This is a genomic window from Chitinimonas sp. BJYL2 (assembly GCF_027257935.1).
GTDB lineage: Bacteria > Pseudomonadota > Gammaproteobacteria > Burkholderiales > Chitinimonadaceae > Chitinimonas.
Genome location: NZ_JANZKW010000002.1, coordinates 504,328 through 527,442 on the forward strand (window position 1 = coordinate 504,328; position 23,115 = coordinate 527,442).

23 protein-coding genes are annotated in these 23,115 nt (G+C 60.9%); 14 read left to right on the forward strand and 9 right to left on the reverse strand.

Going from position 1 to position 23,115, the window contains the following annotated elements:
* Positions 1-52: 52 nt before the first annotated feature.
* Together msrA and O9X62_RS07885 are read left to right on the forward strand one after the other, a co-directional pair.
* On the forward strand, positions 53-586 hold the full coding sequence (msrA, locus tag O9X62_RS07880; RefSeq protein ID WP_269532254.1) for a peptide-methionine (S)-S-oxide reductase MsrA: 534 nt from the start codon (positions 53-55) through the stop codon (positions 584-586).
* Complete coding sequence (locus tag O9X62_RS07885; RefSeq protein ID WP_269532255.1) at positions 583-1,182, forward strand: GNAT family N-acetyltransferase; 600 nt, start codon at positions 583-585, stop codon at positions 1,180-1,182. Before msrA ends, O9X62_RS07885 begins: the two co-directional genes overlap by 4 nt.
* A gap of 50 nt (positions 1,183-1,232) precedes the next feature.
* Here O9X62_RS07885 and O9X62_RS07890 read toward each other — a convergent pair whose 3' ends face one another.
* The gene (locus O9X62_RS07890; RefSeq protein ID WP_269532256.1) at positions 1,233-2,861 is read right to left on the reverse strand and encodes a methyl-accepting chemotaxis protein; all 1,629 of its coding nucleotides are present in this window, start codon (positions 2,859-2,861) and stop codon (positions 1,233-1,235) included.
* Between the two features lie 230 nt (positions 2,862-3,091).
* Here O9X62_RS07890 and O9X62_RS07895 point away from each other — a divergent pair, with 230 nt between their 5' ends.
* Genes O9X62_RS07895 through O9X62_RS07910 form a run of 4 tightly spaced genes read left to right on the forward strand, consistent with a single transcriptional unit; the run spans position 3,092 to position 5,124 of the window.
* Positions 3,092-4,018, forward strand: coding sequence for a tRNA-dihydrouridine synthase (locus O9X62_RS07895; RefSeq protein WP_269532257.1), 927 nt, complete (start codon positions 3,092-3,094; stop codon positions 4,016-4,018).
* A gap of 15 nt (positions 4,019-4,033) precedes the next feature.
* The gene (locus tag O9X62_RS07900) at positions 4,034-4,375 is read left to right on the forward strand and encodes a YkgJ family cysteine cluster protein (protein WP_269532258.1); all 342 of its coding nucleotides are present in this window, start codon (positions 4,034-4,036) and stop codon (positions 4,373-4,375) included.
* Positions 4,368-4,715, forward strand: coding sequence for a YkgJ family cysteine cluster protein (locus O9X62_RS07905; protein ID WP_269532259.1), 348 nt, complete (start codon positions 4,368-4,370; stop codon positions 4,713-4,715). The genes O9X62_RS07900 and O9X62_RS07905 overlap by 8 nt, the downstream gene beginning before the upstream one ends.
* 16 nt (positions 4,716-4,731) lie before the next feature.
* Positions 4,732-5,124, forward strand: coding sequence for a group II truncated hemoglobin (locus O9X62_RS07910; RefSeq protein WP_269532260.1), 393 nt, complete (start codon positions 4,732-4,734; stop codon positions 5,122-5,124).
* Positions 5,125-5,183: 59 nt separating this feature from the next.
* Here the strand turns inward: O9X62_RS07910 and O9X62_RS07915 are convergent, their stop codons facing one another.
* Positions 5,184-6,035: a tryptophan 2,3-dioxygenase gene (locus O9X62_RS07915; protein ID WP_269532261.1), complete on the reverse strand. Its 852-nt coding sequence runs from the start codon at positions 6,033-6,035 to the stop codon at positions 5,184-5,186.
* Between the two features lie 380 nt (positions 6,036-6,415).
* Between O9X62_RS07915 and O9X62_RS07920 the strand changes: the two genes are divergently transcribed.
* The 5 genes from O9X62_RS07920 (at position 6,416) to O9X62_RS07940 (ending at position 12,778) form a co-directional block, all read left to right on the forward strand.
* Entirely contained in the window at positions 6,416-6,883 is a 468-nt protein-coding gene (locus O9X62_RS07920; RefSeq protein WP_269532262.1) for a Dps family protein, read from the forward strand.
* Between the two features lie 165 nt (positions 6,884-7,048).
* Entirely contained in the window at positions 7,049-7,552 is a 504-nt protein-coding gene (locus O9X62_RS07925; RefSeq protein WP_269532263.1) for a molybdopterin-dependent oxidoreductase, read from the forward strand.
* Positions 7,553-10,585, forward strand: a complete 3,033-nt coding sequence (locus O9X62_RS07930) for a response regulator (protein ID WP_269532264.1) — start codon at positions 7,553-7,555, stop codon at positions 10,583-10,585.
* 3 nt (positions 10,586-10,588) lie between these two features.
* Positions 10,589-11,770, forward strand: a complete 1,182-nt coding sequence (locus tag O9X62_RS07935) for a two-component system response regulator (RefSeq protein ID WP_269532265.1) — start codon at positions 10,589-10,591, stop codon at positions 11,768-11,770.
* Between the two features lie 3 nt (positions 11,771-11,773).
* A complete protein-coding gene (locus O9X62_RS07940; protein ID WP_269532266.1) occupies positions 11,774-12,778 on the forward strand; it encodes a response regulator in 1,005 nt (334 codons plus the stop codon).
* A 28-nt stretch (positions 12,779-12,806) separates the two neighbouring features.
* On the opposite strand, the gene O9X62_RS07945 is transcribed toward O9X62_RS07940, so the two are convergent.
* The 7 genes from O9X62_RS07945 to pcaC all read right to left on the reverse strand — a co-directional run bounded on the left by O9X62_RS07945 (position 12,807) and on the right by pcaC (position 20,528).
* Positions 12,807-14,159: a serine hydrolase gene (locus tag O9X62_RS07945; protein WP_269532267.1), complete on the reverse strand. Its 1,353-nt coding sequence runs from the start codon at positions 14,157-14,159 to the stop codon at positions 12,807-12,809.
* A 143-nt stretch (positions 14,160-14,302) separates the two neighbouring features.
* Positions 14,303-16,165 (reverse strand): C39 family peptidase, encoded by a 1,863-nt coding sequence (locus O9X62_RS07950; RefSeq protein WP_269532268.1) that lies wholly within the window; start codon positions 16,163-16,165, stop codon positions 14,303-14,305.
* A 225-nt stretch (positions 16,166-16,390) separates the two neighbouring features.
* Positions 16,391-17,263 carry a DMT family transporter gene (locus O9X62_RS07955; protein WP_269532269.1) on the reverse strand — a complete coding sequence of 291 codons (873 nt, stop codon included), beginning with the start codon at positions 17,261-17,263 and terminating at the stop codon, positions 16,391-16,393.
* A complete protein-coding gene (locus O9X62_RS07960) occupies positions 17,260-18,153 on the reverse strand; it encodes a methylated-DNA--[protein]-cysteine S-methyltransferase (RefSeq protein WP_269532270.1) in 894 nt (297 codons plus the stop codon). Before O9X62_RS07960 ends, O9X62_RS07955 begins: the two co-directional genes overlap by 4 nt.
* 56 nt (positions 18,154-18,209) lie before the next feature.
* Positions 18,210-19,508: an HD-GYP domain-containing protein gene (locus tag O9X62_RS07965; protein WP_269532271.1), complete on the reverse strand. Its 1,299-nt coding sequence runs from the start codon at positions 19,506-19,508 to the stop codon at positions 18,210-18,212.
* 65 nt (positions 19,509-19,573) lie between these two features.
* On the reverse strand, positions 19,574-20,158 hold the full coding sequence (locus O9X62_RS07970) for an adenylate/guanylate cyclase domain-containing protein (RefSeq protein ID WP_269532272.1): 585 nt from the start codon (positions 20,156-20,158) through the stop codon (positions 19,574-19,576).
* Entirely contained in the window at positions 20,151-20,528 is a 378-nt protein-coding gene (pcaC, locus tag O9X62_RS07975; protein WP_269532273.1) for a 4-carboxymuconolactone decarboxylase, read from the reverse strand. The genes O9X62_RS07970 and pcaC overlap by 8 nt, the downstream gene beginning before the upstream one ends.
* A 153-nt stretch (positions 20,529-20,681) precedes the next feature.
* On the opposite strand from pcaC, the gene O9X62_RS07980 reads away from it, so the two are divergent.
* Genes O9X62_RS07980 through O9X62_RS07990 form a run of 3 tightly spaced genes read left to right on the forward strand, consistent with a single transcriptional unit; the run spans position 20,682 to position 23,094 of the window.
* Complete coding sequence (locus O9X62_RS07980) at positions 20,682-20,996, forward strand: hypothetical protein (RefSeq protein ID WP_269532274.1); 315 nt, start codon at positions 20,682-20,684, stop codon at positions 20,994-20,996.
* Positions 20,993-22,348, forward strand: a complete 1,356-nt coding sequence (locus O9X62_RS07985; RefSeq protein WP_269532275.1) for a mechanosensitive ion channel family protein — start codon at positions 20,993-20,995, stop codon at positions 22,346-22,348. The genes O9X62_RS07980 and O9X62_RS07985 overlap by 4 nt, the downstream gene beginning before the upstream one ends.
* Positions 22,349-22,362: 14 nt before the next feature.
* Positions 22,363-23,094 (forward strand): ABC transporter substrate-binding protein, encoded by a 732-nt coding sequence (locus O9X62_RS07990; RefSeq protein ID WP_269532276.1) that lies wholly within the window; start codon positions 22,363-22,365, stop codon positions 23,092-23,094.
* The last annotated feature ends 21 nt before the right edge of the window (positions 23,095-23,115 follow it).

Genomic DNA, 23,115 nt, shown 5'->3' on the forward strand with positions numbered 1-23,115 from the left:
GCCTTGGTCGCGCCTGCTTTCTCTGCAACCCTGTAGCCCAAGGAGCCACGCAATGTCCCTGCAAACCGCAACCCTGGCGGGTGGCTGCTTCTGGTGTCTTGAAGCGGTGTTCTTGCGCCTGCGCGGCGTGGAAAAGGTCGTTTCCGGCTATATGGGCGGGCAGGTCGACGCCCCCACTTACAAGCAGATCTGCAACGGCGATACCGGCCACGCGGAGGTCGTGCAGATCAGCTTCGATCCCGCACAAATCAGTTACGCCGATCTGCTGGAAGTGTTCTTTGTGATTCACGACCCGACCACCTTGAACCGTCAGGGTAACGATGTGGGCACTCAGTACCGCTCGGCCATTTTTTATCACGATGCCGAACAGCATGCCGCCGCCCAGGCTGCGATTGCCGCGCTGACTGCCGAGCACGCATTTGATGCACCCATCGTCACCGAAGTCACCCCCGCCCCCACCTTCTGGCCAGCCGAGACTTACCACCAAGGCTACTTCGACGCCAATCCCTACCAGCCTTATTGCATGGCCGTGGTTGCCCCCAAGGTACGCAAGGCCATGGCGAAGTTTGCCCGCCAGATCAAATGAGCACGGACATCACGCTGCGCCGCGCGCGCGCCGACGATATGGCCGCGCTTTACGCTATCTGCCTCGCCACCGGCAATGCGGGCGCTGACGCCAGCCTGCCGGGGCGTCAAGGTGAGTTGCTGGGGCACCTGTTCGCCGGCCCCTATCTGCAACTCGCGCCAGACTTTGCCTGGGTCGCCGAGGATGCGGGCGGCGTTTGCGGCTACGCGCTGGGCACCGATGATTCAGCCCGCTTTTATGCCCGGATGGAGAGCGAATGGCTACCGCCACTACGGCAACGCTACCGTGAACCCAGGATTGCGGATGACCGCTGGCTGATCGACATGCTGCACCGCCCGTGCACTTTCAACCCGCAACTCATGCAATGGCCCGCCCATCTGCACATCGACCTGCTGCCTCGCGCCCAAGGTACAGGTTTAGGTAGTCGCTTGATGCGCGCCCTGCTGGATGACTTGCGCCGGGCTCGTGCGCGAGGCGTGCATCTGGGCGTCGATCCCCGTAATGAACGTGCCGCTGCGTGGTACCCGCGTTTCGGCTTTACCGAGCAGTATCGTGAACCTGGCTGTATCTGGTTCGCCATGCCGCTACACCCCTAAGCAAAAAGCGGCCAATATGGCCGCTTTTCCTGGGTGAGGGTTCTGTCCGCTTAATCCACAACAAAGCGCCCGATCTGCACGTTGAGGTTGGCCGACAAATCAGCCAGATGCCGTGCAAGCTGATTGGCCGAGGCAACCGAGGCATGGTTCTCCTCGCTCATCTGTGCAATCTGCTCCACATTCTGGGCAATCTGCGTTGCAGCAATGCGCTGCTCGCGGACAGCGCTGGCGATTTCAGTCAGCACTGCCTTGGTGGAAGCCGAGCTGGACTGGATGATGGCCATCGCATGTTCCAGATCATGAGCATGCGCCACCCCCGAATCGATACGCGCACTGGCTTCCTGCATACGGCTGCTGGCGCTGACCGTGTCTTGCTGCACGGTGTGGATCTTTGCCGAGATATCGCTGGTTGCACTGGCAGTCCGCTCGGCCAGCTTCCGTACCTCATCGGCCACCACCGCAAAGCCCCGGCCCTGTTCCCCTGCGCGTGCAGCCTCAATGGCGGCGTTGAGCGCCAGCAAGTTGGTTTGATCGGCGATCTCCTTGATCACTCGGACTATCCCGCCGATCTCGTCGGAGCGCGCAGCCAACGCATCCATGGCCGCCGTGGCGGCGTTGAGTGCTTCGGCAATCTGGGCGATTTCCTTGGCGGTTTTACCCGCAAGCTGCTGGCCCTCTTCGGCCTGCCTGGCAGCATCATCCGCACCCATGCGGACGTTCTCAGCATTGTCGGACACCACGGCGATGCTGGTTGTCAGTTGCTCAATCGCGGCGGCCACGGCCGAGGAAGCCGCAGCTTGCTGCGACGAAGCCAGCGCCACCTGCTCCGAAATCGTGCCCATCTCGCTGGACGACCGGGATACATCACCGGCACTGGAACGCGCCTGCACCACGAGGGAGCGCACCCGCTCCATCACCAGCCCGAACGCCGAGATGGTGCGACCGATCTCGTTGCTGCCGGTTTGCGGCATCTTCACGGTCAGATCGTTGTTGTCGGCGATCCGCTGGGCGGCAGATTCGGCGGCGCCCAGCGGCTGACGGATTGATTGCGCCACCACCACCGCCACCCCTATCCCCAACAGCAGGGCCATCACCGCCAGAATCATCAGGGTGCGGCCGGTCTTTGCCCGTGCAGTCGCCAGCTCCCCGGTCACCAGGGCCGCTTTTGCCGAGGTGTGCTTGAGCATGTCATTCAGCGACGCCTCCATGCCCCGCACGGCCTCCTTGTGCGTACCCATGGCTTTGTTCGCATCTGACGTGGTGGTCAGCGTCTGGCCCAGCTGGCCGTCTACCTGCACAAAGCCATCGCCATACTTGGCGATATTGGTTTTGAGCCCGTCTACATGTTCACGCAGCTCACTGGTGGCCAGCTTGTCCACCAAAGCCAGACTTTCCTTGGCCTTGCCGAAGGAGTCGTTCCATTTTTCGCGGTACTCGGCAACCTTGTCGGCCTTATCCAGATTGATGAAACTGTCTTTCTCGTAACGGCGCAGATTGCCGATGTGGTAACGCACATCACCGGCTGCGTTATTGAGCGCGATGTCTCCCTGCATCAGCTCCTCGACCCGCTCGTACTGCTGGCTGACCCCCCAGTTGCCCGTGATCGCCATGGCCATGATCAGCAGGATCAACAGGGCAAAGCCCGCCCCGATGCGTTGTCCGACACTCAGATTTTTCATGATGCAGTTGGCTCCGCGAATGGATAGGCGATCTGTGTACCCGGTGACGACGCTGCGGCCATATACATGCCGGGATCTATCTCTGTTTTATAGCTGCTGTACTGGTCTAGTTCCAGCTTGTCCTACCCGGCTGGATCGCCAGCAAAGGCCCGGCCGGATTCCACGCGGCTTCTGTTAAAATGCGCGCTTTATCAAAGGCTTGAAACGCAGTGCGAATTGCCCTTGCACCGATGGAAGGACTCGTCGATGCGCCCTTGCGCGCCACGCTGACGGAGATCGGCGGGGTAGACTGGTGTGTCACCGAGTTTGTCCGTGTAACCAGCACCCTGTTACCACCCAAGTTCTTCCGCCGCATCGCGCCCGAGTCCCTGACGGGCTGGCGCACTGCCGCTGGCACGCCGCTCAAGTTGCAGCTGCTGGGTTCAGACCCCGCCTGCCTGGCTGACAATGCCGCACGCGCGGCCGAACTGGGCGCACCCGGTATCGACCTGAATTTCGGCTGCCCGGCCAAGTCGGTAAACCGCCATCGGGGCGGCGCCGTGCTGCTGCAGGAACCCGAGCTGCTGTACGAGATTGTCTCTGCGGTACGCGCCGCCGTACCCGGCACGATTCCCGTCACCAGCAAGATGCGTCTGGGTTATGAAGACACGGCGCTCGCCCTCGATTGCGCCCGAGCCCTTGATACCGGCGGCTCAGCCGAAATCGTCGTGCATGCACGTACCAAGCTCGATGGCTACAAACCGCCCGCACACTGGCACTGGATTGCACGCATCCGCGACGTCGTCAGCGCCCACGTGGTGGCCAACGGCGAAATCTGGACGGTAGATGATTACTTCCGTTGTCGTGCCGAATCGGGTTGCGATGACGTGATGCTGGGCCGAGGGCTGGTCGCCTGCCCCGATCTGGCCTTACAGATCCGCGCCGCGCTGACAGGGGAAGCGCCCGAACCCATGGACTGGGCCGCACTTGCTCCGCATGTCGCACGTTTTCATGCCAGCCTGCAGGGTTTGGGTAATGCTTCGTACCCGAGCTCACGGCTCAAGCAGTGGCTGGGCTATTTGCGCCGTGAATATGCCGGAGCCGATGCCATGTTCCTGGCCATACGCAACCAGAAGCAATTGGCAGGCGATGCGCTATCGTCTGCAGCGGCGGTCTAGTGGGATACGTCGGCCATGCAGGAACGTGCCGCACTCCATCCTTGCCAGCATTGCGGCGCCTGCTGCAACAGCTTCCGGGTGTCGTTCTACTGGGCCGAGGCCGAGGTGAACGCGATTCCCGCCTCGCTGACCGACAAAGTAAACGACTTCTATCTCTGTATGAGGGGCACCCACGCACGTGCACCGGCCTGTGCTGCGCATCGCGGCACAGTGGGTGTGTCCAGCGCGTGCAGCATTTACGCGCACCGGCCCAGCCCCTGCCGCGAGGTCCAGCCTGGCGATCCACAATGCACATTGGCGCGTCAACGGCACAGCCTGCCTCCCATCACTTTCTTAGCCGAATCGCACCATGTCTGATCCCGCACAAAATGCCTGCTTGAGTTGTGGCGCATGCTGCGCCGCATTTCGCGTGAGTTTTGATCGCAGCGAACTCGATAGCGAGCATGGACGCGTGCCGGCATCGCTGGCGGATGAAGAAAACGACACGCTCTGCCGCATGCGCGGCACCGATTGGCTCAAACCACGCTGCATAGCGCTGGTGGGCAAGATCGGCGAATCGGTCAGCTGCGGCATTTATCACGAGCGTCCCGGACCCTGCCGCGAGTTCGCACCCCTCGCCGAACACGGTGTATTCCCGGCGGCCTGCAACCGCGCCCGCGCACGGCATGGCCTGCCTGCCCTGCCGGTATCCGAATAAACACAGAAAGCCCCGCATGAGCCAGATTCTGGAAGCCACACCCTACGAGATGATTGGCGGCGAAGCCGGCGTAAGTCAGCTGGTTAACCGCTTTTACGAGATTATGGATACCGATCCGGTTGCCGTCGGCGTACGCGGCGTGCATCAGGCCGATCTAGCCGAAGCCCGCGAGAAGCTGCGCCTGTTCCTGACCGGCTGGCTGGGTGGCCCGGCGCTATATGTGGAGAGGTATGGCCATCCGATGCTGCGCGCACGCCACCTGCCCTTCCGCATTGACGAACGCATGCGCGACGAGTGGCTGTACTGCATGTTCAAAGCCATGGGCGAGATGAACCTGCCCAAGGCGCTGGTCGATCACCTTGAGCAGTCGTTCTGGCGCACGGCGGATTTCATGCGCAATGCAGATTGAGCGTTTCGCACTCCACTGCGCAGGGTGTAATTAGCGCAGCGCATTGCACCCTGCGCACTTCAAAGCGCCGAGCGCACCTGGATCAGTTCGGGAAAGAAGGTCAGATCCAGTGCCCGCTTGAGGAATGCCACGCCGCTGGAGCCACCCGTCCCCTGCTTGAAGCCGATCACCCGCTCCACGGTTTTCATGTGGCGGAAGCGCCAGAGCTGGAACGCCTCTTCCACATCGACGAGCTTTTCGGCCATCTCGTAAGCATCCCAATGATTGCGCGGGGCCTGGTAAATGATCTTGAAAGCCGCCACAACTTCCTCGTACGCCTGATAAGGCTGGCTGAAATCACGATCAAGCGCGGCTGCCGGAATGGCAAAGCCACGCCGCGCCAGCAGGCGCAGAAACTCTTCCCACAAGCTGGGGGCATGCAGATCAAGCTGGATCTGCGCGTACAGGGCATCGTCATACCGGAACACCTCGGCCTGGCCCGCATGCTTGTTGCCTAGCAGGAACTCCAGCGTGCGGTACTGGTAAGACTGAAAGCCGGACGACTGCCCCAGTGCCGGGCGGAACTCGGCATATTCGCTCGGCGTCATCGTCTCCAGTACGGCCCACATATTGAACAGCTGCTGCTGGATCAGTTTGACGCGCGCCAGGATCTTGAAGCACGGCTCCAGCTCGTCGCGCTGCACATGGCCAATGGCGGCGCGAAGTTCGTGAATAAGCTGCTTCATCCATAGTTCGGAGACCTGATGCTGGATGATGAACAGCGTTTCATCGTGATGCGGCGGGTTCGACAAGGGCTGCTGGGCAGACAGCAGGCGATCCAGGCGCAAATAGCCGCCATAGCTGAGGCGGTCGGCAAAGTCGGTCTGGATACCGGATTCAAGGTCGCGCTGAATGGTGGGTCCGGCTTGCATGACGGCGTTCCTGTATAGACAAGATCAGGATGATGCGCGCAGTCGCAGCGGGACTCAAGCCGTGGCAAGCGCGGCCAATCATAGTCAACAGCAATCGTCATTCTTCGTAAAATCAATTTCTACAATGATCGCTGCTTGACCATACTCCAGACATCCCGATCCGGAGACGCCATCATGCGTCGCACACTGCTAGCCAGCCTTACCGATGTACTCGCCGATTACGCACAGTCGCACTGAGCAGAAACCCTATGTACCGGAACACGGATATATCTCGCCGCCGCGCTTGCCCCGCAAGGAGGCAGATGCTTCGATGAAGGCGAACCTGCAACGCGGTTACCGGTTCCCCACTGCTTAGCTATTGCCATCAACAGGAGTCCATCATGGAAATTGATCTCGGCATTGAAACCAGCCAGCGTAAAGCGATTGCCGACGGCCTTTCGCGCCTGCTCGCCGATACCTACACGCTGTACCTGCAAACCCACAACTTCCACTGGAACGTCAGCGGGCCCATGTTCAACAGCCTGCACCTGATGTTCGAAGGTCAGTACAACGAGCTGGCACTGGCAGTGGACCTGATTGCCGAGCGCATCCGCTCACTGGGCTTCCAGGCACCGGGCACCTACAGCGCATTTGCCAAGCTCTCCAGCATTGCCGAAGTCGAGGGTGTGCCACCAGCCAAGGAAATGATCGCCATCCTGCTCAAGGGCCAGGAAGCCGTGGTCCGTACCGCCCGCAGCCTGTTCCCGCTGGTAGATGCCGCCCATGATGAATCGACTGCTGACCTGCTGACCCAGCGCATGCAGGTGCACGAGAAAACCGCCTGGATGCTGCGTTCGCTGCTCGAATAAGGTCTTTGTGGCCATCGATGCCCGCACATCACGCCCCGTTACCACTTGCGGTCGCGGGGCGTTGTTGTATGCGGCAGCGTGAACAAAGCGACATTTGATCCGGGTTGATCTACAAAACAGGCAGACCCATCTGCCGCCAACGTTGCGCACCCAAGGAGGAATACCATGTCCAGCTACTGGAGACACCGGCTCGCCATCATCCTGTTGTTTGCCGCATCGCTGGGTGTTCAAGCGCTCGACAAACCCACAGGCAGGGTGATGCTGACCATCACCGGTGGCGTGAGCCAAGCCAACGCGGGCAAGGACGCCCAGTTCGATCTGAAGATGCTTGAAGCGCTGCCACAGCACAGCTTCACCACCAAGACACCCTGGTATCCGGAACCGATGAAATTCACCGGTCCGCTGCTGCGCGACGTACTCGCACGGGCTGGCGCCAAAGGCAGCAAGATCATTGCGGTGGCACTCAACGATTACAAGGCAGAACTCCCGTTTGCCGATGCGGCTGAGCATGAGGTGATCGTGGCGCTCAAGCGTAACGACAGGCTCATGAGCATCCGCGACAAAGGTCCGCTTTTCCTCATTTACCCGTTCGACAACAAGCCTGCGCTACGCACCGAGGTCTATTACGGCCGGGCCACCTGGCAACTCAAGGCATTGCAGATCAAGTAAATGCGCTCAGCGGCAGACAAACGCAACACACGGTTGTTGGTGCTGATCGTCACCAGCCTGATCTTGGTCTATGCCGCGATCGGGTTTCTCAAGTGGCATCAGCTACGCAATCTCAGCGAGGTGATGGGCCGAAGCGACGACAGCGCGTTGTGGCCATTCCTGCAACTGCGCGTCGAGTATCAGCGCTTCGACAACGCACTTGATCACCGCCTGATCGACCCAGCCGGTATGCCGGTAGAAGAGCTGCAACTGCGCTACGACCTGTTTGTGAGCCGGGTCACCGGACTGGAAGCAGAGGCGCCTCATGGCTTGATGGATAACCTGCCGATCTATACCGGCACCTTGCGCAGCCTCAAGCAGTATGTGGCGCAAGTCGATCATTACTTGGGCCCCGAGCCGGATGCAGGCATCGACGCCGAAGCCATGCGGACAATTCGCCAGGCGCTGCTGGCACTGGAGGAGCCAGTTCAGGATCTGGCGCTGCAAGCCTCACGGCAGTCCGCCAAGATTGTCGATCGCCGCAACAAGGAGGTGCACAACCAGACTGCCTGGACAACGGCACTGACCGGATTCCAGTTCATCCTGACGTTCCTGCTGGCAGCCGCCATGCTGCGTCAGCATCGCGAACGCCAGAAAGCCCAGCAGCGGGCACTCGATAGTCAGGCAGAGCTGGTAGAGGCGTTAAAGCGCAATGAAGAAGTGCTAGAAGCACGCGTGGCCGAGCGCACCGAAGCACTGGGCGCTGCCAATGCCGCACTGCGCGAACACGAAATCGAACTCGAAGCCGCCCGCGCCAAGGCCGAGGATGCCTCCCGGCTCAAGAGCGAATTCCTCGCCAATATGAGCCATGAAATCCGTACCCCCATGAATGCCGTCATCGGCATGAGTCATCTGGTGCTCGCCACGGCGCTCGATGCCAAGCAGCGCGATTACGTACAGAAAATCCAGCGTGCCGGCCAGCATCTGCTCGGGCTCATCAACGACATCCTCGATTTCTCCAAGATCGAGGCCGGCAAGCTCGAAGTCGAAACCATCCCGTTCGAGTTGCAAAGCGTGCTCGAAAACGTGGCCACGCTGATCGGGGAGAAGTGCACGGCCAAAGGGCTGGAGCTGATCTTCGATATCGACCCCGCCCTGCCCGATCACCTGATGGGCGACCCGCTGCGGCTGGGGCAGATACTCATCAACTACTCGAACAATGCAGTCAAGTTCACCGAGACCGGCGAAGTCACCATTCGAGGCCGTTTGCTGGCGCAACGCGACGGCGAGGTGGAGGTGCGCTTCGAGGTCAGCGATACCGGCATCGGCCTCACGCCCGAGCAGAAGGCAAGGCTGTTCCAGTCGTTTCAGCAGGCCGATGCTTCGACCACCCGCAAATACGGTGGCACCGGACTCGGTCTGGCCATCTCCAAGAAACTTGCCGAACTTATGCAGGGCGAGGTGGGTGTGGAGAGCGAGGCCGGCGTGGGTAGCACCTTCTGGTTCACCGCCACACTGGGGCTCAGCGAATCGAGTCACGCACCCAGAGTGCTGCGTGCCGATCTTGCCGGCAAACAGGTGCTGGTAGTGGATGACAATGCCCATGCGCGGCTCATCCTCAGCGAGATGCTGCGCAATATGGGCTTTGCCGTCAGCGAGGCCGAGGATGGCGAAAGCGGACTGGCCAAGGCGCGAGCTGCACTGGCCCAAGACGCCGGGTTTGAAATTGCCTTCCTTGACTGGCAGATGCCCGGCATGAACGGCATCGAACTGGCACGACGCCTGCAGTCTCTTGCGGTGGCGCCAACCCCGGTCATCGTCACCGCCCATGGGCGTGAGGAGGTATTCCGCGAGGCCGAAGCCAGCGGCGTCACGCTGATGCTGGTCAAGCCGGTCAATCCGTCCTTGCTGTTCGATACCGCCGTACGCGCATTGGGTGCTGCACCCGCCACGGATCTGGCTCCACGCAGCACCGGCCGCATTGGCAACACCGATATGCGGAGTCTCCGCGGTGCACGTGTGCTGCTGGTGGACGACAACGACCTCAATCAGCAAGTGGGCAAGGATTTGCTCGAAAACGCGGGTATCGTCGTCGATATCGCTGAAAACGGCCAGATCGCGCTCGACTTGGCCGCCACGGGCGATTACGAACTGATCCTGATGGACATGCAGATGCCCGTGATGGACGGCATCACCGCCACGCGCAAGCTGCGAGCGCAGCCGCGCTTTGCCGATCTGCCCATACTCGCGATGACCGCCAACGCGATGAGCACGGACCGCGATGCCTGCCTGGAAGCTGGCATGAACAGCCACATCGCCAAGCCTATCGACCCGGACGAACTGTTCGGGCAACTACTGCGCTGGATCGCCCCTCGCAACGGTCTGACTGACGCGATGCCTGATGCCGAACCGCCCCCCGAGGAGACCGCCAGCGCGGAAGATCCGCTGCTTGGCATCATCGGACTGGACACGGTTGCCGGCATGAAGCGTGTACTGAACAAGCGCGATAACTACGAAAAAATGCTGCGCAGCTTCATCGCAGGACAAGCCAACGCCGTGGCGCAAACCCGCAGCGCACTGGCCGGCGGCGATCGCACCGAGGCACGGCGATTCATGCATACCCTTAAAGGCACTGCCGCCACTATTGGGGCGCAGCCCTTGGCCAAGCTGGCAGAGGCCGCTGAAGAAGCGCTGAAAGCCGAGCCCGCGGCCGACGCGAGTGAAATCGAGCTGCTACTGCAAGCCATTGATCCGGCTTGCACCGCCCTGATCACCGCGCTCACGGCGGCCTTGCCCACCCAGGCACAAGCCAGCGCCGCAGCCAATATCGACTGGGCCGCCGCACGCGCGCTTGTCAGCCGGCTGGATGCCCTGCTGGCTGATGACGATTCCGAGGCCATCGAGCTGTTCGAACAATCCACCCCCTTGCTGCGTGCAGCACTGGGCAATGGCTACGACCCGGTCCACCGGGCACTGCAAAGTTATATTCTGACCGATGCACTGGACGCGCTGCGCAGCGCCCGTGCCGGCACTGCCCAACTGCAAGAGGAGTAAGCCATGAGCAACGCCCTCGATTTCACCGAGAAGCACACCATCCTGGTGGTGGACGACACCCCCGACAACCTGGCCCTGATGAGCGGGCTGTTACGCGATCTCTACAAGGTCAAGCTCGCCCCCAATGGCGAGCGCGCGCTGCAGATTGCGGCCGGCGACGGGAAGCCCGACCTGATCCTGCTCGATATCATGATGCCGGGCATGGATGGCTATGAAGTGCTGCGTCGCCTGCAAGCCAACCCGGCCACCCAGCAGATCCCGGTCATCTTCCTCACTGCCATGAGCGAAACCGACGACGAGAAAGTCGGCCTCGATCTCGGCGCGGTAGACTACATCACCAAGCCGGTGCGCCCGGCCATCGTGCTTTCGCGCGTGCACAACCACCTGCAACTCAAGCTCGCACGCGATTTCCTGCAGGACCAGAATGCTTACCTCGAACGCGAGGTCAACAAGCGGACTGCCGAGGTCATGACCCTGCAGGATGTCACCATTCGCGCCATGGCCAGCCTCGCCGAAACCCGCGATAACGAGACGGGCAACCACATTCGGCGCACCCAGCGCTACGTCAAGGCGTTGGCACTACACCTGCAAACGCACCCGCGCTTTGCCCGTGAACTCAGCGACAGCGCAATCGATTCGCTCTACAAATCTGCGCCCTTGCATGATATCGGCAAGGTCGGCATCCCCGACCGTATCCTGCTCAAGCCCGGCAAGCTGGATGACGACGAGTTTGCCATCATGAAAACCCATACCACCCTGGGCCGCGATGCCATCGTTCAGGCCGAGCGGGATTTTGGACAAGAGATCCCTTTTCTGCGCTATGCCAAGGAAATCGCCTACAGCCATCAGGAAAAATGGGATGGGTCAGGCTACCCGGTCGGCTTGAGCGGCGAGGAAATCCCCATGTCGGCACGGCTGATGGCGGTGGCCGATGTCTATGACGCTTTGATCTCCAAGCGCGTCTACAAACCCGCCATGACCCATGAACAAGCCACGCGGATCATCCATGATGGCCGCGGCAGCCACTTCGACCCTGATATCGTGGATGCCTTCATGGCCATCAACGACACGTTCCGCGAAATCGCCAGAACGTTTGGCGACAGCGAACACGCCGTCATCGACGAAGCCGAGCGGATTGCCAACGACTACCCTGTGGAACAGGTTGTCGTCACGCCCAAGGAGTAAACCTTGCAGCCAGACCAGGTCTCTCTCTTATTGGTTGAGCACGATCCGCTGCTGCGCGCCGCGCTGCGGAGCCAGCTACAGGCCGAGGGCTACAGCCGCATCCATGAAGCGCGGGATGCGGACGCGGCGCTGGACGTCCTGAAACAGACGGCATGTCACCTCATCATCAGCGAACTGGACTTACCGGGACGCAGCGGCCTCGCCATGCTGGAAACCATGCGTATCGACGAGGCGCTGGCGGATATGCCGATCATCCTGATGTCCGGAGAACTGGATCGCCATTCAGCCCAGCAAGCCATCCGCCTCGGTATCAGTGACCTGCTGATCAAACCGTTCAAGACCGTAGACCTGCTAAGCCGTGTAGACCGCGTGGTCAAACGCGAAAGCGCCACCATCTACAAACGCCGTGTTGCGGTTGAAGACAAGCCGACGCTGCTGGTGGTGGACGACACCCCAGACAACCTCCAGCTGATAGCCGGCCTGTTTCGGGACCAATACAAAGTGAAGCTCGCGCACAACGGCGAGAAGGCGCTCGCCATTTGCCAGGGTGGCACGCCGCCCGATCTGGTCTTGCTGGATGTGATGATGCCGGGCATGAACGGATTCGAAGTCGCACGCCGTCTGCGTGCACATCATGCCTCGGCTTACACGCCCATCATTTTTGTCACCGCGCTGACGGATGACGCCTCCCGCGATGAGGGCATGGAGATCGGCGCGGTGGATTATGTGACCAAGCCCATCAATCCGGGTTTGCTGAAACTGCGGGTCACCAATCTGATGCGCTACGTCGAACACCGGCAGGAGCTGCAACGCGAGTTCGACCAACTGACCGAGCTGGCCGGATTGCGGGGGCAATTGCGCCTCATGCTGGGCGAACAACTGCCCGCCGCACTGTCACGCGCCCGCGCAGCACCGTCAACACCCGAGTGCCACGCCGCCATCGATGAGGCTCAGACCCTGCTCACCCAAGCACAGCAGGTCTTGCAGCCCGGTTGGGACGAGGCTTGATCAACCACGTCCGGACCTGGATCCCCACTCATTGCCGAACCGGTTGCGACGGTTCACACGCCGCCCTGGTAGCCGGACGGATGGCGCAGCGATATAGCAAATCGATGAGTTGCGCCTCCACCGTGTAAAAACTGCTTTGCGAGGCGCGACGGCCGGTTGCATCGGCACGTGTGCCACTGAGTACATAGACGATGCCGTCACCCGAGACCGGGTCGATCAACATGCCGGACAACAAGCCGTAAGCATTGCCCAGATGCCCGACCGGCTTCCACCCCCCCGTTTCGATCAGGCGGTCGCCGTTGCCGGGCTCGCCCCGATCGGTAAACCGTTGAACGCCCAGTCCCCAGGCATTGAAAAGCCCGCCAAAATCGTCGCCATTGCTGCCATTGGCATCACGCTGCCAATAAGGGGACAGCATCTGCGCCACCGTCTGCGGCTGGAGCAAACGCACGCCATCGACCTCGCCTCGCCCCGCAATCAGGCGCAACAACTTGCCGATGCCGGCCACATCAATCCGCAACCTGCCCTGCGGACCGAATACCGTGCCATTGCGGCCCAAGCGGTAGTCGCCCAAACCCACGGGCGGCGGTGGACGGCTCCCGGCGTAGTCATCAGCCTGTGCTTCCCAGCTACCTGTCGGTTTACCCGTGGCATCCACAGGCATTTCATACAAAGTGGCAATGCGCGCGAGTTCGGCATCCGTAAATTGGCTGGGATTGAATCCGCCCTGGATGCTCAGTGGCGACAGCACCGAATCGCGGATATAGCGATCAAACCGCTCGCCACTGACCGCTTCGATCACCGTTGCCAGTACTCCGAAATTGAGATTGGTGTAGCGAAAGTAACTGCCGGGCCGGGAAGGCTGTGTTCCATCATTTGTCGCCCATGGCGAGGGCTCGCCCACAGCGGGGGGGGATTGCAACAGCGTGGCCAGATTGAAGCTGGCCGGAAAACTGATGCCGGCCCGATCACGCAAGCCGCTGGTATGGCCCAACAGCATGCGCGTGGTCACAGGTATCTCTGGCCAGGCCGGGTGGCGAACGGGAAAACCCAGGTAGTCGCCGATGTCGCGATCCAGTTCCAGCTTGCCGGACTCGACCAATCGCATGGCCCCGATCGCCACCACTAGCTTGGAGAGCGAGGCCACCCGGAACAGGGTATCCGGCTTCACCGGCAAGGCTTGGCCTTGGGCGGTCAGGCGGCGGAATCCCGCTTGGCCTTGGTACACCATTTTGCCCTGACGCAAGGCCACTACCGCAATACCCGCGATGGGATCCGTTGCACTCTGCTGCATGGCCAGCAGGCGGGCGTCCAGCACTTGCCGTGGTACCGGGGCGGGTGATTCGACACCTGCTGCCCACACCTGCGGCACAAGGGCCATGGCCAATAGACTCGCCTTACACCATCGATTCATGATTCCCGCCTGCATCGTCTGCAACCACCTTGCGTCAAGACGCCCCCGGCAGCACGATGTCTGCCGGGGGCGTGTGAGAGATGGCGAACAGCGCGTCCGCCAGTCAACGATCAGTCAAACAGGTGCAACCAGAGGTCGTTACCCAGACCATTGTCGTTGATCGCACGTTCGAATGCTGCCTTGGGATACTTCAGACCCTTGCCCGACACGGAGGTGTCATAAGCAGCGCCCGAGCCTGCAACCAGATTCCATTTACCGTAGGGGTCATTCACCGTGTAGTTGGTACCGTCATAGCCGGTCACCACTAGAATGTGTCCCGGTGCCGTGAACCAGCCATGCACGATGGTCGGCTTACCCTGGCTGGCACGCTCACGCAGTTGTGCCAACGTACCGTTGGTGAGGCCGGTATCGCGCAGTGAACTACCCTTTTCTGCCGCGATCGTGTTGAACACCTGAGCCAGGCTAGACACAGTCTGGCGTTTGCCAAAGCGCTCATACAGATAATCCGGTGTGCGCTTGCCCAGCTTGGCGGGATCGGTGAGCTTGAAGAAGTCGGTGATCATGGCCATCGACGTCACACTGCAGGTGGCGTAGGGCTCATAGGCATTCGCGAGCTGCGACCAGTAAGGAATGGTCTGCGTCGGCACCGGGGCAGGCGTGCTGCCCAGATAGTCTGTCAGCAGATTGTTGCCGCTACCGCACTGCGCTTCGCTGAAGCTGCTGCGTTGCCAGTTGATCCCGGCCCAGTCGTTCCAGATGGTAGTAGGCGTGCCGCCACCGGGGATACGCCAGATCGACGCATTGGGGCCAGCTGCCGTCATGAACGCTTCGAGTTGTGCCGAGGTGATGGTGTCGTACTCGGTCGACACGATATGCCAGATCGGTTTGGTGGCACCCAGATTGCGGTATTCGCAGTTGCCCGCTTCGATCCAGCGCTTGGGATCCGCCATATAGGTGCTGCCCCAGACTTCCACATAAGTCTGCGGCATGTGGAAGTCCACATACTGGTCGATGATGTCTACGCGCATGCCGTGATCAGTCGGGTTGCCCCAGGTGGTGGCACCCAAGGGGAACACGCCACCGGGCACATAACCATCGGTCTTGGCACGGGTACGCGCAGCTTGCATGGCTTGGAGCAGACTGCTCAGTTCGGTGGTCTTGCGATCGAATTCCACCTCGATATCGGTCACGAAACCCACATAACCGTACTTGGCTGCCTGATACAGCGCATCGGCCTGGGCCGCATTATTACCCGGGTAGTTGTATGCCCAAGCCCAGGGTTCGATACCCCGGCTGCGGTAGATATCGGTCGTTGCCTTGGAGCAGGCATCCGGGAACAGCGAGCAGGCATTAGTGCCATCGGCGATCTTGATGTAGATGCGCTTCACCCCCTGTGCCTTGAGCTGATCTGCCAGCTGGGTATGGGTCTTGCCCAGTGCGTCGGCATAAAAGAGCCAGACGCCGTACTTGTTGGTCACGTTACTGGGCGGCGGTGTCGCAGCACCCTGGACCTGCAGATAGAACGTGGCGGACCAGCGATTCGTGTAGCAGGCCGAACCGCCGCCCAACGATTCGCACTTGGCAACCTCTTCCAGACTGAAATTGCCATACACATTGTTCGTGCTACCGCTGTTCTGTTCGAAACAGTGGTTGCCATACGTAGCCGAACGCACCGAACCAACCGGACAACTGCCCGTACCACGCAGATTGGCAGCGAAGCTCTTGGACCAACGCATCACGTTGACTGTATGACCCTTGACCAGATAGGGATAGGTCTTGGTACAGGCACTACCGCCGCCAGCAGACTGGCAACCCGCGACCATCTGGTTGGTAAAGGGGCCGAAGGCATCGACACTGGTCACGCAAGTGGTCAGCGTGCTGTCGTAGGTGGAGCCATCGGGACACAAGGCATGTGCGCTGAGCGACATGGCCATCAAGGCGCCGCCCTGAATGAGACGTTTGATCAGATACATCGGTCTTCTCCGTTTCTTCTTGAATGGAATCAACGGGTGAGATGCACCATCAACCAGCGACGCTGGTACATCCCAGCCCTGCGCCGCGCGTGCTTTTTATTTGATCGTGTGAGCGGCGAGGCTATGTTGCGACGCTGATTCGCCGCCTGGGATGTGCCTAAATGTTAATGGTGTATAGACAGGCGTTAATCGTGCCGTCATGCGTGATTCAGGCAGGCAGCAGAACTAGACCTTGGTACGCGGCCACAGGCCCAGTGCGAGGGCGGTTCCCGACAGAATGATCAGACCACCCACAAACACATTACGGGTCAATTGCTCGCCGAGGAAAACCGCACTCAACAAAATGGCAAAGAGGGGAATAAGAAACGTTACCGAGATCGCCTTACCCGGCCCGACGTGGGCAATCAGCCTGAAATACATCAGGTAAGCGAGCGCAGTACAGACAAGCGCCAGCGTCAGCACTGCCATCCAGGCAGACCAGGCCAAAGGCTGTTCAGGCCAGTACCAGAGCGCAAAAGGCAGCAGCATCAGCGAGGCCGACACCTGGCTACCCGTAGCAATTAGCATGGGGCTGACCCCGCTCAGACGCTCGCGCGTAAAGTTGGCAGCAATGCCGTAGCACAGCGGCGCAGCCATGACGGCAAGTACGGCCCAGCCATCACCACCCGGCTTGAAGCTGATCTTGCCCCAGACCAGCACGAGCACGCCGGCCAATCCCGCAAAGAGCCCTAGCAGGCGCCATCGTGGCAGCTTCTGTCCAAGCCAGACCCAGGCCACCACCCCGGCCCAGATCGGTGACGTGGCGTTGATCACGGCGCTGAAGCCCGCGGATAGCGACATCGCCGCCACCCCGAACAGACAGAACGGCAGCGCTGAATTGGTGAGCCCCACCACGGCAAGTGGTCGCCAGTGGGTACGCAGGCCCGCCAGCTCGCCACGCCATATCAGCCATGGCAACAGACACAGGCTGGCCAGACCGACACGCAGAAAGACCATGGCAAATGGCCCAAAGGCCGGTGCCGCAATGCGCATGACCATGAACGAGGCACCCCATATGGCAGCAAGCGCAATAAGCTCCAACAGATCAACCGCTTTCATGCGGCACGCTCCTCGATCCCGTGGCGTGCCAGTTCCAGCCCTAGTATCGCCTGCTTGCGTACTTCGCCCCAACGGTATCCACCCAAGGCTCCATCGCTGCGGATGACGCGGTGACAAGGAATCAGCAAGGCAATCGGATTGGCGCCAACCGCGCTCCCAACGGCACGCGCGGCACCATGGGCGCCCATCTGGCCTGCCAGCTCGCCATAGCTGGTGAGTCGGCCCTCGGGCACACGCAACAAGGCCTCCCAGACCTTGAGCTGGAACTGCGTACCCTTCACGAAAAGGTGAACGGGTTCAGGCTGCCGGTAACGGGTAAACAGGCGGGTGGCGATTGACTGCGCCGCCTCGGGCGCATGCACCAGCTCGGCACGGGGCCAATCGTGCTGCAATTCCGCCACCGCGCTTTCTGCTTGCGTCCCGATGAAGGCCAGCTTCACCAGGCCGCGCGCACTATCCGCCAGGAGGGCCTGCCCCAGCGGGGTTGCCACGATACCCCAGCGGATCACCATGCCTGCGCCGCCATTACGAATCTCGCCCGGCGTGGCCGCCTCGCAGCTCACCATCAGATCATGCAGGCGGCCCGGGCCGGACAAGCCAGCGTCCATGGCGGCGCCCAGAACATCCTCGCCCGCACGCAGCGCGGCGCGGGCACGTTCGCGGCTCAGGTGCTGGAGAAAGCGCTTGGGGCTGACCCCCGCCCACTCTGCAAACACACGCTGCAAATGGAATTCAGATAAGCCCAGCTCGGCCGACAACTCGGTCAGGCTGGGTTGATCCAGCGCGTGTTCACGCAACCAGACGAGTGCTCGGGCGACCGTGTCATAGGCCTGGGCACGACTGGGCAAATCAGCAGGGGCAGGTGTCGGTGTCGGTGTCGGTGTCGTCATGGGCACATGCTAGGGTGGCGCAGCGGGTGTGCCCACCCGATTCTTGCGATAGGCCATCACGCCGGATGGCTTTGTCGCAACGGATCAGCAATTGCTGCGAGCAGGCTATCGAGACCGTGGCGTTCGACCGGCTTGAGCAAACCGATGCGGAGCGCCGCAAAGCGCGCCAGTTCGCGCAGGCGCCAATTGATTTCGTCGATGATACCCATGCTTTCAGTCAGCTCATCGGCCGCGGCATCAAATAGCGCCGAGCTGATTTCGCTGACCGGCACACTGCCTAGACCAGTGCGGAGGAAAGCCCGATGCAAGCCATTGAAGCGGGACTCCACCTCGGCCACCAGTTCACGACTCTCCAGATTATCGGCATCCACCTCGGCTCTGGATATGGCAGCGCGTACCGCATCCAGCGACCAAACGAGCCGGTTGACCGCTGTAAGTACACTGGACACCGTGTACAGCGCCAAGCCCGCCGACGGCGCCTGCCCCGCCAGCGCCTTGCGCAGGCAGCTCATGACTTCGGGTGCATGGCCCGAGGACATGACTTTGAGTGCCAGATCGAGTCGGGCCTGCGTATCAGACGCCTTGCCCAGCAGGCCTGTCGTCATCTCGGCGGCAGCCAGCAACTGGCCCGCTGGGGATATTTCGTCACCCGACAAGCCGCGTGGATAGCCACTGCCATCGATACGTTCATGATGTTCGCCGATCAACCGCGCCACAGCAGGCCCCAGACCGGTCGTATCTGCAACCAGCTTGCGGCCGACCACCGGATGCACGGCCAAGGCACGCCACTCGTCCGGGGTGACCAGATGCCCGCCACTGAGTACGACAGGGTCGATGTAAAGCTCGCCGATGTCGTGCAGCAAGGCTGCCGTGGCAAGGTTGATCTGGTCTGGCTCAGGCAGCGAGAGCCGCTCGGCCAGCGCCAGTGCGGTCAGGGTGACCAGCACGGCATGACGCATCGCCGCGCCCTCGGTGCGGTGCGCCAGGGTCAATAAAAGCAGGGAAACACGATCCAGACGTACATTGCGCAAGTGCTGCGCCAACATCGCCACCCCTTGCTTGTCGACAAGCCGGGCCAGAATGGGCTGCTCGTCGACGAGCATGGTCGCCAACAGCATCAGGGCATCGACGGTGATGCCGTCGCTCACGCTGAGGCTTTGCACCAGGGGCCGCTGCAGCTTGTGCATGAGCAGGCGATCCTGAAACGATCGCGTCAGTTTGACGCCCTTGGCCAGCAGTTTGACCCCGGTATCGGTAAAGATGTCTTCCGCAACCTCCACCTCGCCCTCGTCGGCCAACGCCATGACACGATCAACAAAGTGCGGGTTCGCATGGTCCAGCAAGTGTTCGGACATGGTTAAGCTCTACGTGGGCTTTTCTGCTTTGTAGGTGAATCTGCCCGTGGCGGCCAGTCCGTGCCTCAGACCAAGGGGCGGAAAATGGTGCGTGAGCCGAACAGCAATCCCTGTGTCGCGAACCGGCGCGCGGGCAGGCGGGCGCGGAAGGTATCGGTAACGAGAATTTCGCCGCCGCGGGCGGTTTCTTCCCCCAGCTTGGAGGCCGCATTGACTTCAGCCCCCCATATTTCCTGATTGTCCAACAGCAACACAGAGCCCCAACCCAGCCCGATACACAGTTCAATACGCTCTTCGGTGACGCGATCCGTACTTGCCAACCGACAGGCAGTGACCATTGCGTGGGCGCAATCGAGGGCAGCACCCGCGTCGGCAAATACGGCCAGCATCGAATCCCCTTCACGCTTGAGACACCGTCCGCCGTGCGCTGTAATCGCCGGCAGGCAGATCGCTTCGTACTCATGAATCAGCTGCAGGAAGTGAATGATGCCGAAAGCCTCCACTGATCGGGAAAAGCCGACCAGATCAGTAAACATGACGGCACGTTCACAACCGAAGCGCGCATGGATTTGGGCATCGATGGCTGCCTTGTCCGCACCCGGCTTGCGCCGCTGCTGCAACAACTCAGCCAGGGCCTCGGCATCAAGCACGTCCGGCCTCGGCAATCACCTCGCGGGCTGCACGCACTGCATCCACACACAGCGGCACACCGGCATAAATGGCTGAGTGCATCAGCACCTCACGGATTTCATCCACCGTGGCGCCATTATTGAGCGCACCACGAACATGGCCCTTGAGCTCCTGGGTACGCCCCAACGCTGCCAACATGGCGAGCGTAATGAAACTACGGGTCTTGCGGTCCAGCCCTTCGCGGTTCCAAACCGTGCCCCAGGCATGCTCGGTAATGAAATCCTGCAGGGGACGGCTGAAGTCGTCGGCATCAGCAAAGGCTTTATCGACAAATGCATCACCCATCACCTCGCGGCGCACCTTGAGGCCGCGATCAAATTGTTCGCTCATATCTATCCACCTGCCCGATTGTCTCGACAGGCAACATGATAGCCGCAGCCGAGATTACCTTGTCCGCCGTCCTCACCACACCGCATGGCACGCAACACCGCGAGGCAACGACTATGCTGTTGACGATGTGTAACGGTATCGAGGGGTAGCTGGATGGGGGTGCTCGAACCCTTGCTGCGCAATGCGCGGTTCGGAAAATGGATAGGGCTGGCCGCGGCCTTGCTGGTCATGCTGGTGTGGTGGAAAACAGCGATTGACCCCGGCAAGGTCGTTGCACGCCATGAGGCAAGCGGGCGAATCGTGGAACGCCACCCCAAGACCTATGTCGTTGAGCTGGCATCGGGTCAGCGTGTGCGGGTATTCCGCCTCACAGAGCACGCCCAAGGGGATGTGGTGACCTTGGTAATGGAGCGCCACGAGTCCGGCGACGTCTTTGCCCGGCTTCCGGGTATGGCTAAGCAACCATGAGAACCATCGTGCACGATAAGGCCCCGCTGCCCTGCTCCATCTCGCCATTCGTCATTCGTCTGATGGCATTGCGATTGCCGATCCTGCTTGTCTCACTCCCCGCTCTGGCGGCCGACAACACGCCCTTGTGGCACGGTATCGCCTTGGCCCTGTCCAGCCTGCTTGGCGGCATGATCCTACTGCTGCTGTTCCGCCGGCTCTGCCGGAAGGGGCACGCGCTGCTGGTCAAAGCCAGCCGACAGAGGGCTCGCCGGCTGGAACAGCGCACCCATCGCGTACTGCGCGCCCAATCCCTGCTGCGCGTGTTGGGCGGAGGTCTGCGTCTGCTTCAGTTACTGGGCATCTTACTGATTCTCTACCTCACGGCCGAACTCGTGCTGAGCCAGTTCGAGGCCACTCGACCCATCGCGCGTCAGCTTGCCGGCTGGCTGCTGGACCCACTGCAGCAACTGGGCACCATGCTCGCTGAACAGATACCCAAGCTGATTTTCCTGCTGGTACTCGCACTGGTGACACGCTACCTGCTCAGGGTAATCCGCTACCTGTTCCGGGAGATCGAGCGCGGCAATCTGCGGATCGAGGGTTTCTACCCAGACTGGGCCAACCCGACGCAAAAGATCACCAGTTTCTTGCTGATCGTATTTGCACTGATGGTGGCGTACCCCTATATCCCCGGCTCCAGCTCCGATGCTTTCAAGGGTGTTTCCTTGTTTCTGGGTGTGCTGTTCTCGCTGGGCTCCACCGGTGCCATCTCCAATATCGTGGCCGGCGTGATCCTCACCTACATGCGCGCTTACCGCGCCGGCGATCTGGTGCGCATCGGGGATGTACAAGGCGTGGTGGTCAGCCACTCCCTGCTGGTGACCAAGCTGTACACGATACGTAATCAGGAAATCACCATCCCGAACTCCGTCATTCTGCAAGGGCATGTGATCAATCTTTCGTCCGCCGGCGCCGCCAGAGGGGCGCTGGTTACAACAGCAGTCACCATCGGCTACGACACGCCCTGGCGGCAAGTACATGCCATCCTGCTGGAGGCGGCCGCCGCCACGGAGGAAGTCTTGCCAACCCCCGCCCCGTTTGTCTTGCAGACCGAGCTGCAGGATTTCTATATCCGCTATGAGCTCAACGTATATACGAACCGCCCCGAGCGGCTACCGTTCGTGCTGTCTGCGCTCAACGCCCATGTGCAAGACAGTTTCAATTGCCATGGCGTCCAGATCATGTCGCCCCACTATTTTGACCGCGCCCGTGCTCCGGTCATCTCCGCGCCCGCACAGTGGTACACCCAACCAGCAAAGCGCGAAGACCAAACCACAGATAAGCCCGGCAGCCCTTCGCCGCTTCGATAGCTATAGTGGAAAAGATGAGAGCCCTAATTATTTTCTTGTGTTTGCTCGCCGCCCAAAGCTCACAGGCCTCGGTCGTCCAGATGGCCTTCGGCGAGAAGATCCCGCCGTTTTGTTTCCCGGCAAGCAATACCGGCATCGAACTAGAGGTCATCGGTGAGGCGTTGGCCTACCGGGGGCATGTGCTCAAACCGGTCTATTACCCGTTTGCACGTATTCCGGTTGCCTTCAAGGGCAAGGAGGTCAGCGCCGCCATGACCGATCTGGGTGAGGACCTGCGCCCCTTCGGCGGCCACTATGGCGACCCTGCGGTGGTGTACGACAACGTACTGATCACGCTGAAATCACGCAACCTGCGCATCAGCAAGCCAGCAGACCTCAAGGGACTCTCGGTGATTTCGTTCCAGGGCGCCATCAAGCGCTATCCGGAATGGCTTGATCAGGTCAAGGCTGATGGGCGTTACTTCGAGCAGAATGATCAACGAGTGCAAGTTCTGACACTGGCTCGGGGGCGGTATGACGTGGTGCTGAGTGATCGCAGCATCTTTCGCTACTTCACCTTGCAACTCCAGAAAACAGAGGGTTTCCTGCCGCCAGCCGTCGAGGAACATCGCTTTACCGCGCTGAATCCCATGGATTATCGTCCCGTGTTCCGCGATCCCAAAGTGCGCGACGACTTCAATATCGGGCTCAAACACCTCAAGGACTCAGGCCGCTTTCAGGCCATTTACGACAAGTATCTGAAGTAAGCGTCGATGTGGCTGGCCCCA

Excerpts from the sequence above, each read along its gene's own strand:
- pcaC (WP_269532273.1), bottom strand. The coding sequence starts at position 20,528 with ATGAGCGAACAATTTGATCGCGGCCTCAAGGTGCGCCGCGAGGTGATG.
- O9X62_RS07960 (WP_269532270.1), bottom strand. The coding sequence starts at position 18,153 with ATGACGACACCGACACCGACACCGACACCTGCCCCTGCTGATTTGCCC.
- O9X62_RS07885 (WP_269532255.1), top strand. The coding sequence starts at position 583 with ATGAGCACGGACATCACGCTGCGCCGCGCGCGCGCCGACGATATGGCC.
- O9X62_RS07955 (WP_269532269.1), bottom strand. The coding sequence starts at position 17,263 with ATGAAAGCGGTTGATCTGTTGGAGCTTATTGCGCTTGCTGCCATATGG.
- O9X62_RS07925 (WP_269532263.1), top strand. The coding sequence starts at position 7,049 with ATGTCCAGCTACTGGAGACACCGGCTCGCCATCATCCTGTTGTTTGCC.
- O9X62_RS07965 (WP_269532271.1), bottom strand. The coding sequence starts at position 19,508 with ATGTCCGAACACTTGCTGGACCATGCGAACCCGCACTTTGTTGATCGT.
- O9X62_RS07950 (WP_269532268.1), bottom strand. The coding sequence starts at position 16,165 with ATGTATCTGATCAAACGTCTCATTCAGGGCGGCGCCTTGATGGCCATG.
- O9X62_RS07930 (WP_269532264.1), top strand. The coding sequence starts at position 7,553 with ATGCGCTCAGCGGCAGACAAACGCAACACACGGTTGTTGGTGCTGATC.
- msrA (WP_269532254.1), top strand. The coding sequence starts at position 53 with ATGTCCCTGCAAACCGCAACCCTGGCGGGTGGCTGCTTCTGGTGTCTT.
- O9X62_RS07985 (WP_269532275.1), top strand. The coding sequence starts at position 20,993 with ATGAGAACCATCGTGCACGATAAGGCCCCGCTGCCCTGCTCCATCTCG.
- O9X62_RS07890 (WP_269532256.1), bottom strand. The coding sequence starts at position 2,861 with ATGAAAAATCTGAGTGTCGGACAACGCATCGGGGCGGGCTTTGCCCTG.
- O9X62_RS07990 (WP_269532276.1), top strand. The coding sequence starts at position 22,363 with ATGAGAGCCCTAATTATTTTCTTGTGTTTGCTCGCCGCCCAAAGCTCA.
- O9X62_RS07935 (WP_269532265.1), top strand. The coding sequence starts at position 10,589 with ATGAGCAACGCCCTCGATTTCACCGAGAAGCACACCATCCTGGTGGTG.
- O9X62_RS07905 (WP_269532259.1), top strand. The coding sequence starts at position 4,368 with ATGTCTGATCCCGCACAAAATGCCTGCTTGAGTTGTGGCGCATGCTGC.
- O9X62_RS07945 (WP_269532267.1), bottom strand. The coding sequence starts at position 14,159 with ATGGCCCTTGTGCCGCAGGTGTGGGCAGCAGGTGTCGAATCACCCGCC.
- O9X62_RS07900 (WP_269532258.1), top strand. The coding sequence starts at position 4,034 with ATGCAGGAACGTGCCGCACTCCATCCTTGCCAGCATTGCGGCGCCTGC.
- O9X62_RS07920 (WP_269532262.1), top strand. The coding sequence starts at position 6,416 with ATGGAAATTGATCTCGGCATTGAAACCAGCCAGCGTAAAGCGATTGCC.
- O9X62_RS07915 (WP_269532261.1), bottom strand. The coding sequence starts at position 6,035 with ATGCAAGCCGGACCCACCATTCAGCGCGACCTTGAATCCGGTATCCAG.
- O9X62_RS07895 (WP_269532257.1), top strand. The coding sequence starts at position 3,092 with ATGGAAGGACTCGTCGATGCGCCCTTGCGCGCCACGCTGACGGAGATC.
- O9X62_RS07980 (WP_269532274.1), top strand. The coding sequence starts at position 20,682 with ATGGGGGTGCTCGAACCCTTGCTGCGCAATGCGCGGTTCGGAAAATGG.
- O9X62_RS07910 (WP_269532260.1), top strand. The coding sequence starts at position 4,732 with ATGAGCCAGATTCTGGAAGCCACACCCTACGAGATGATTGGCGGCGAA.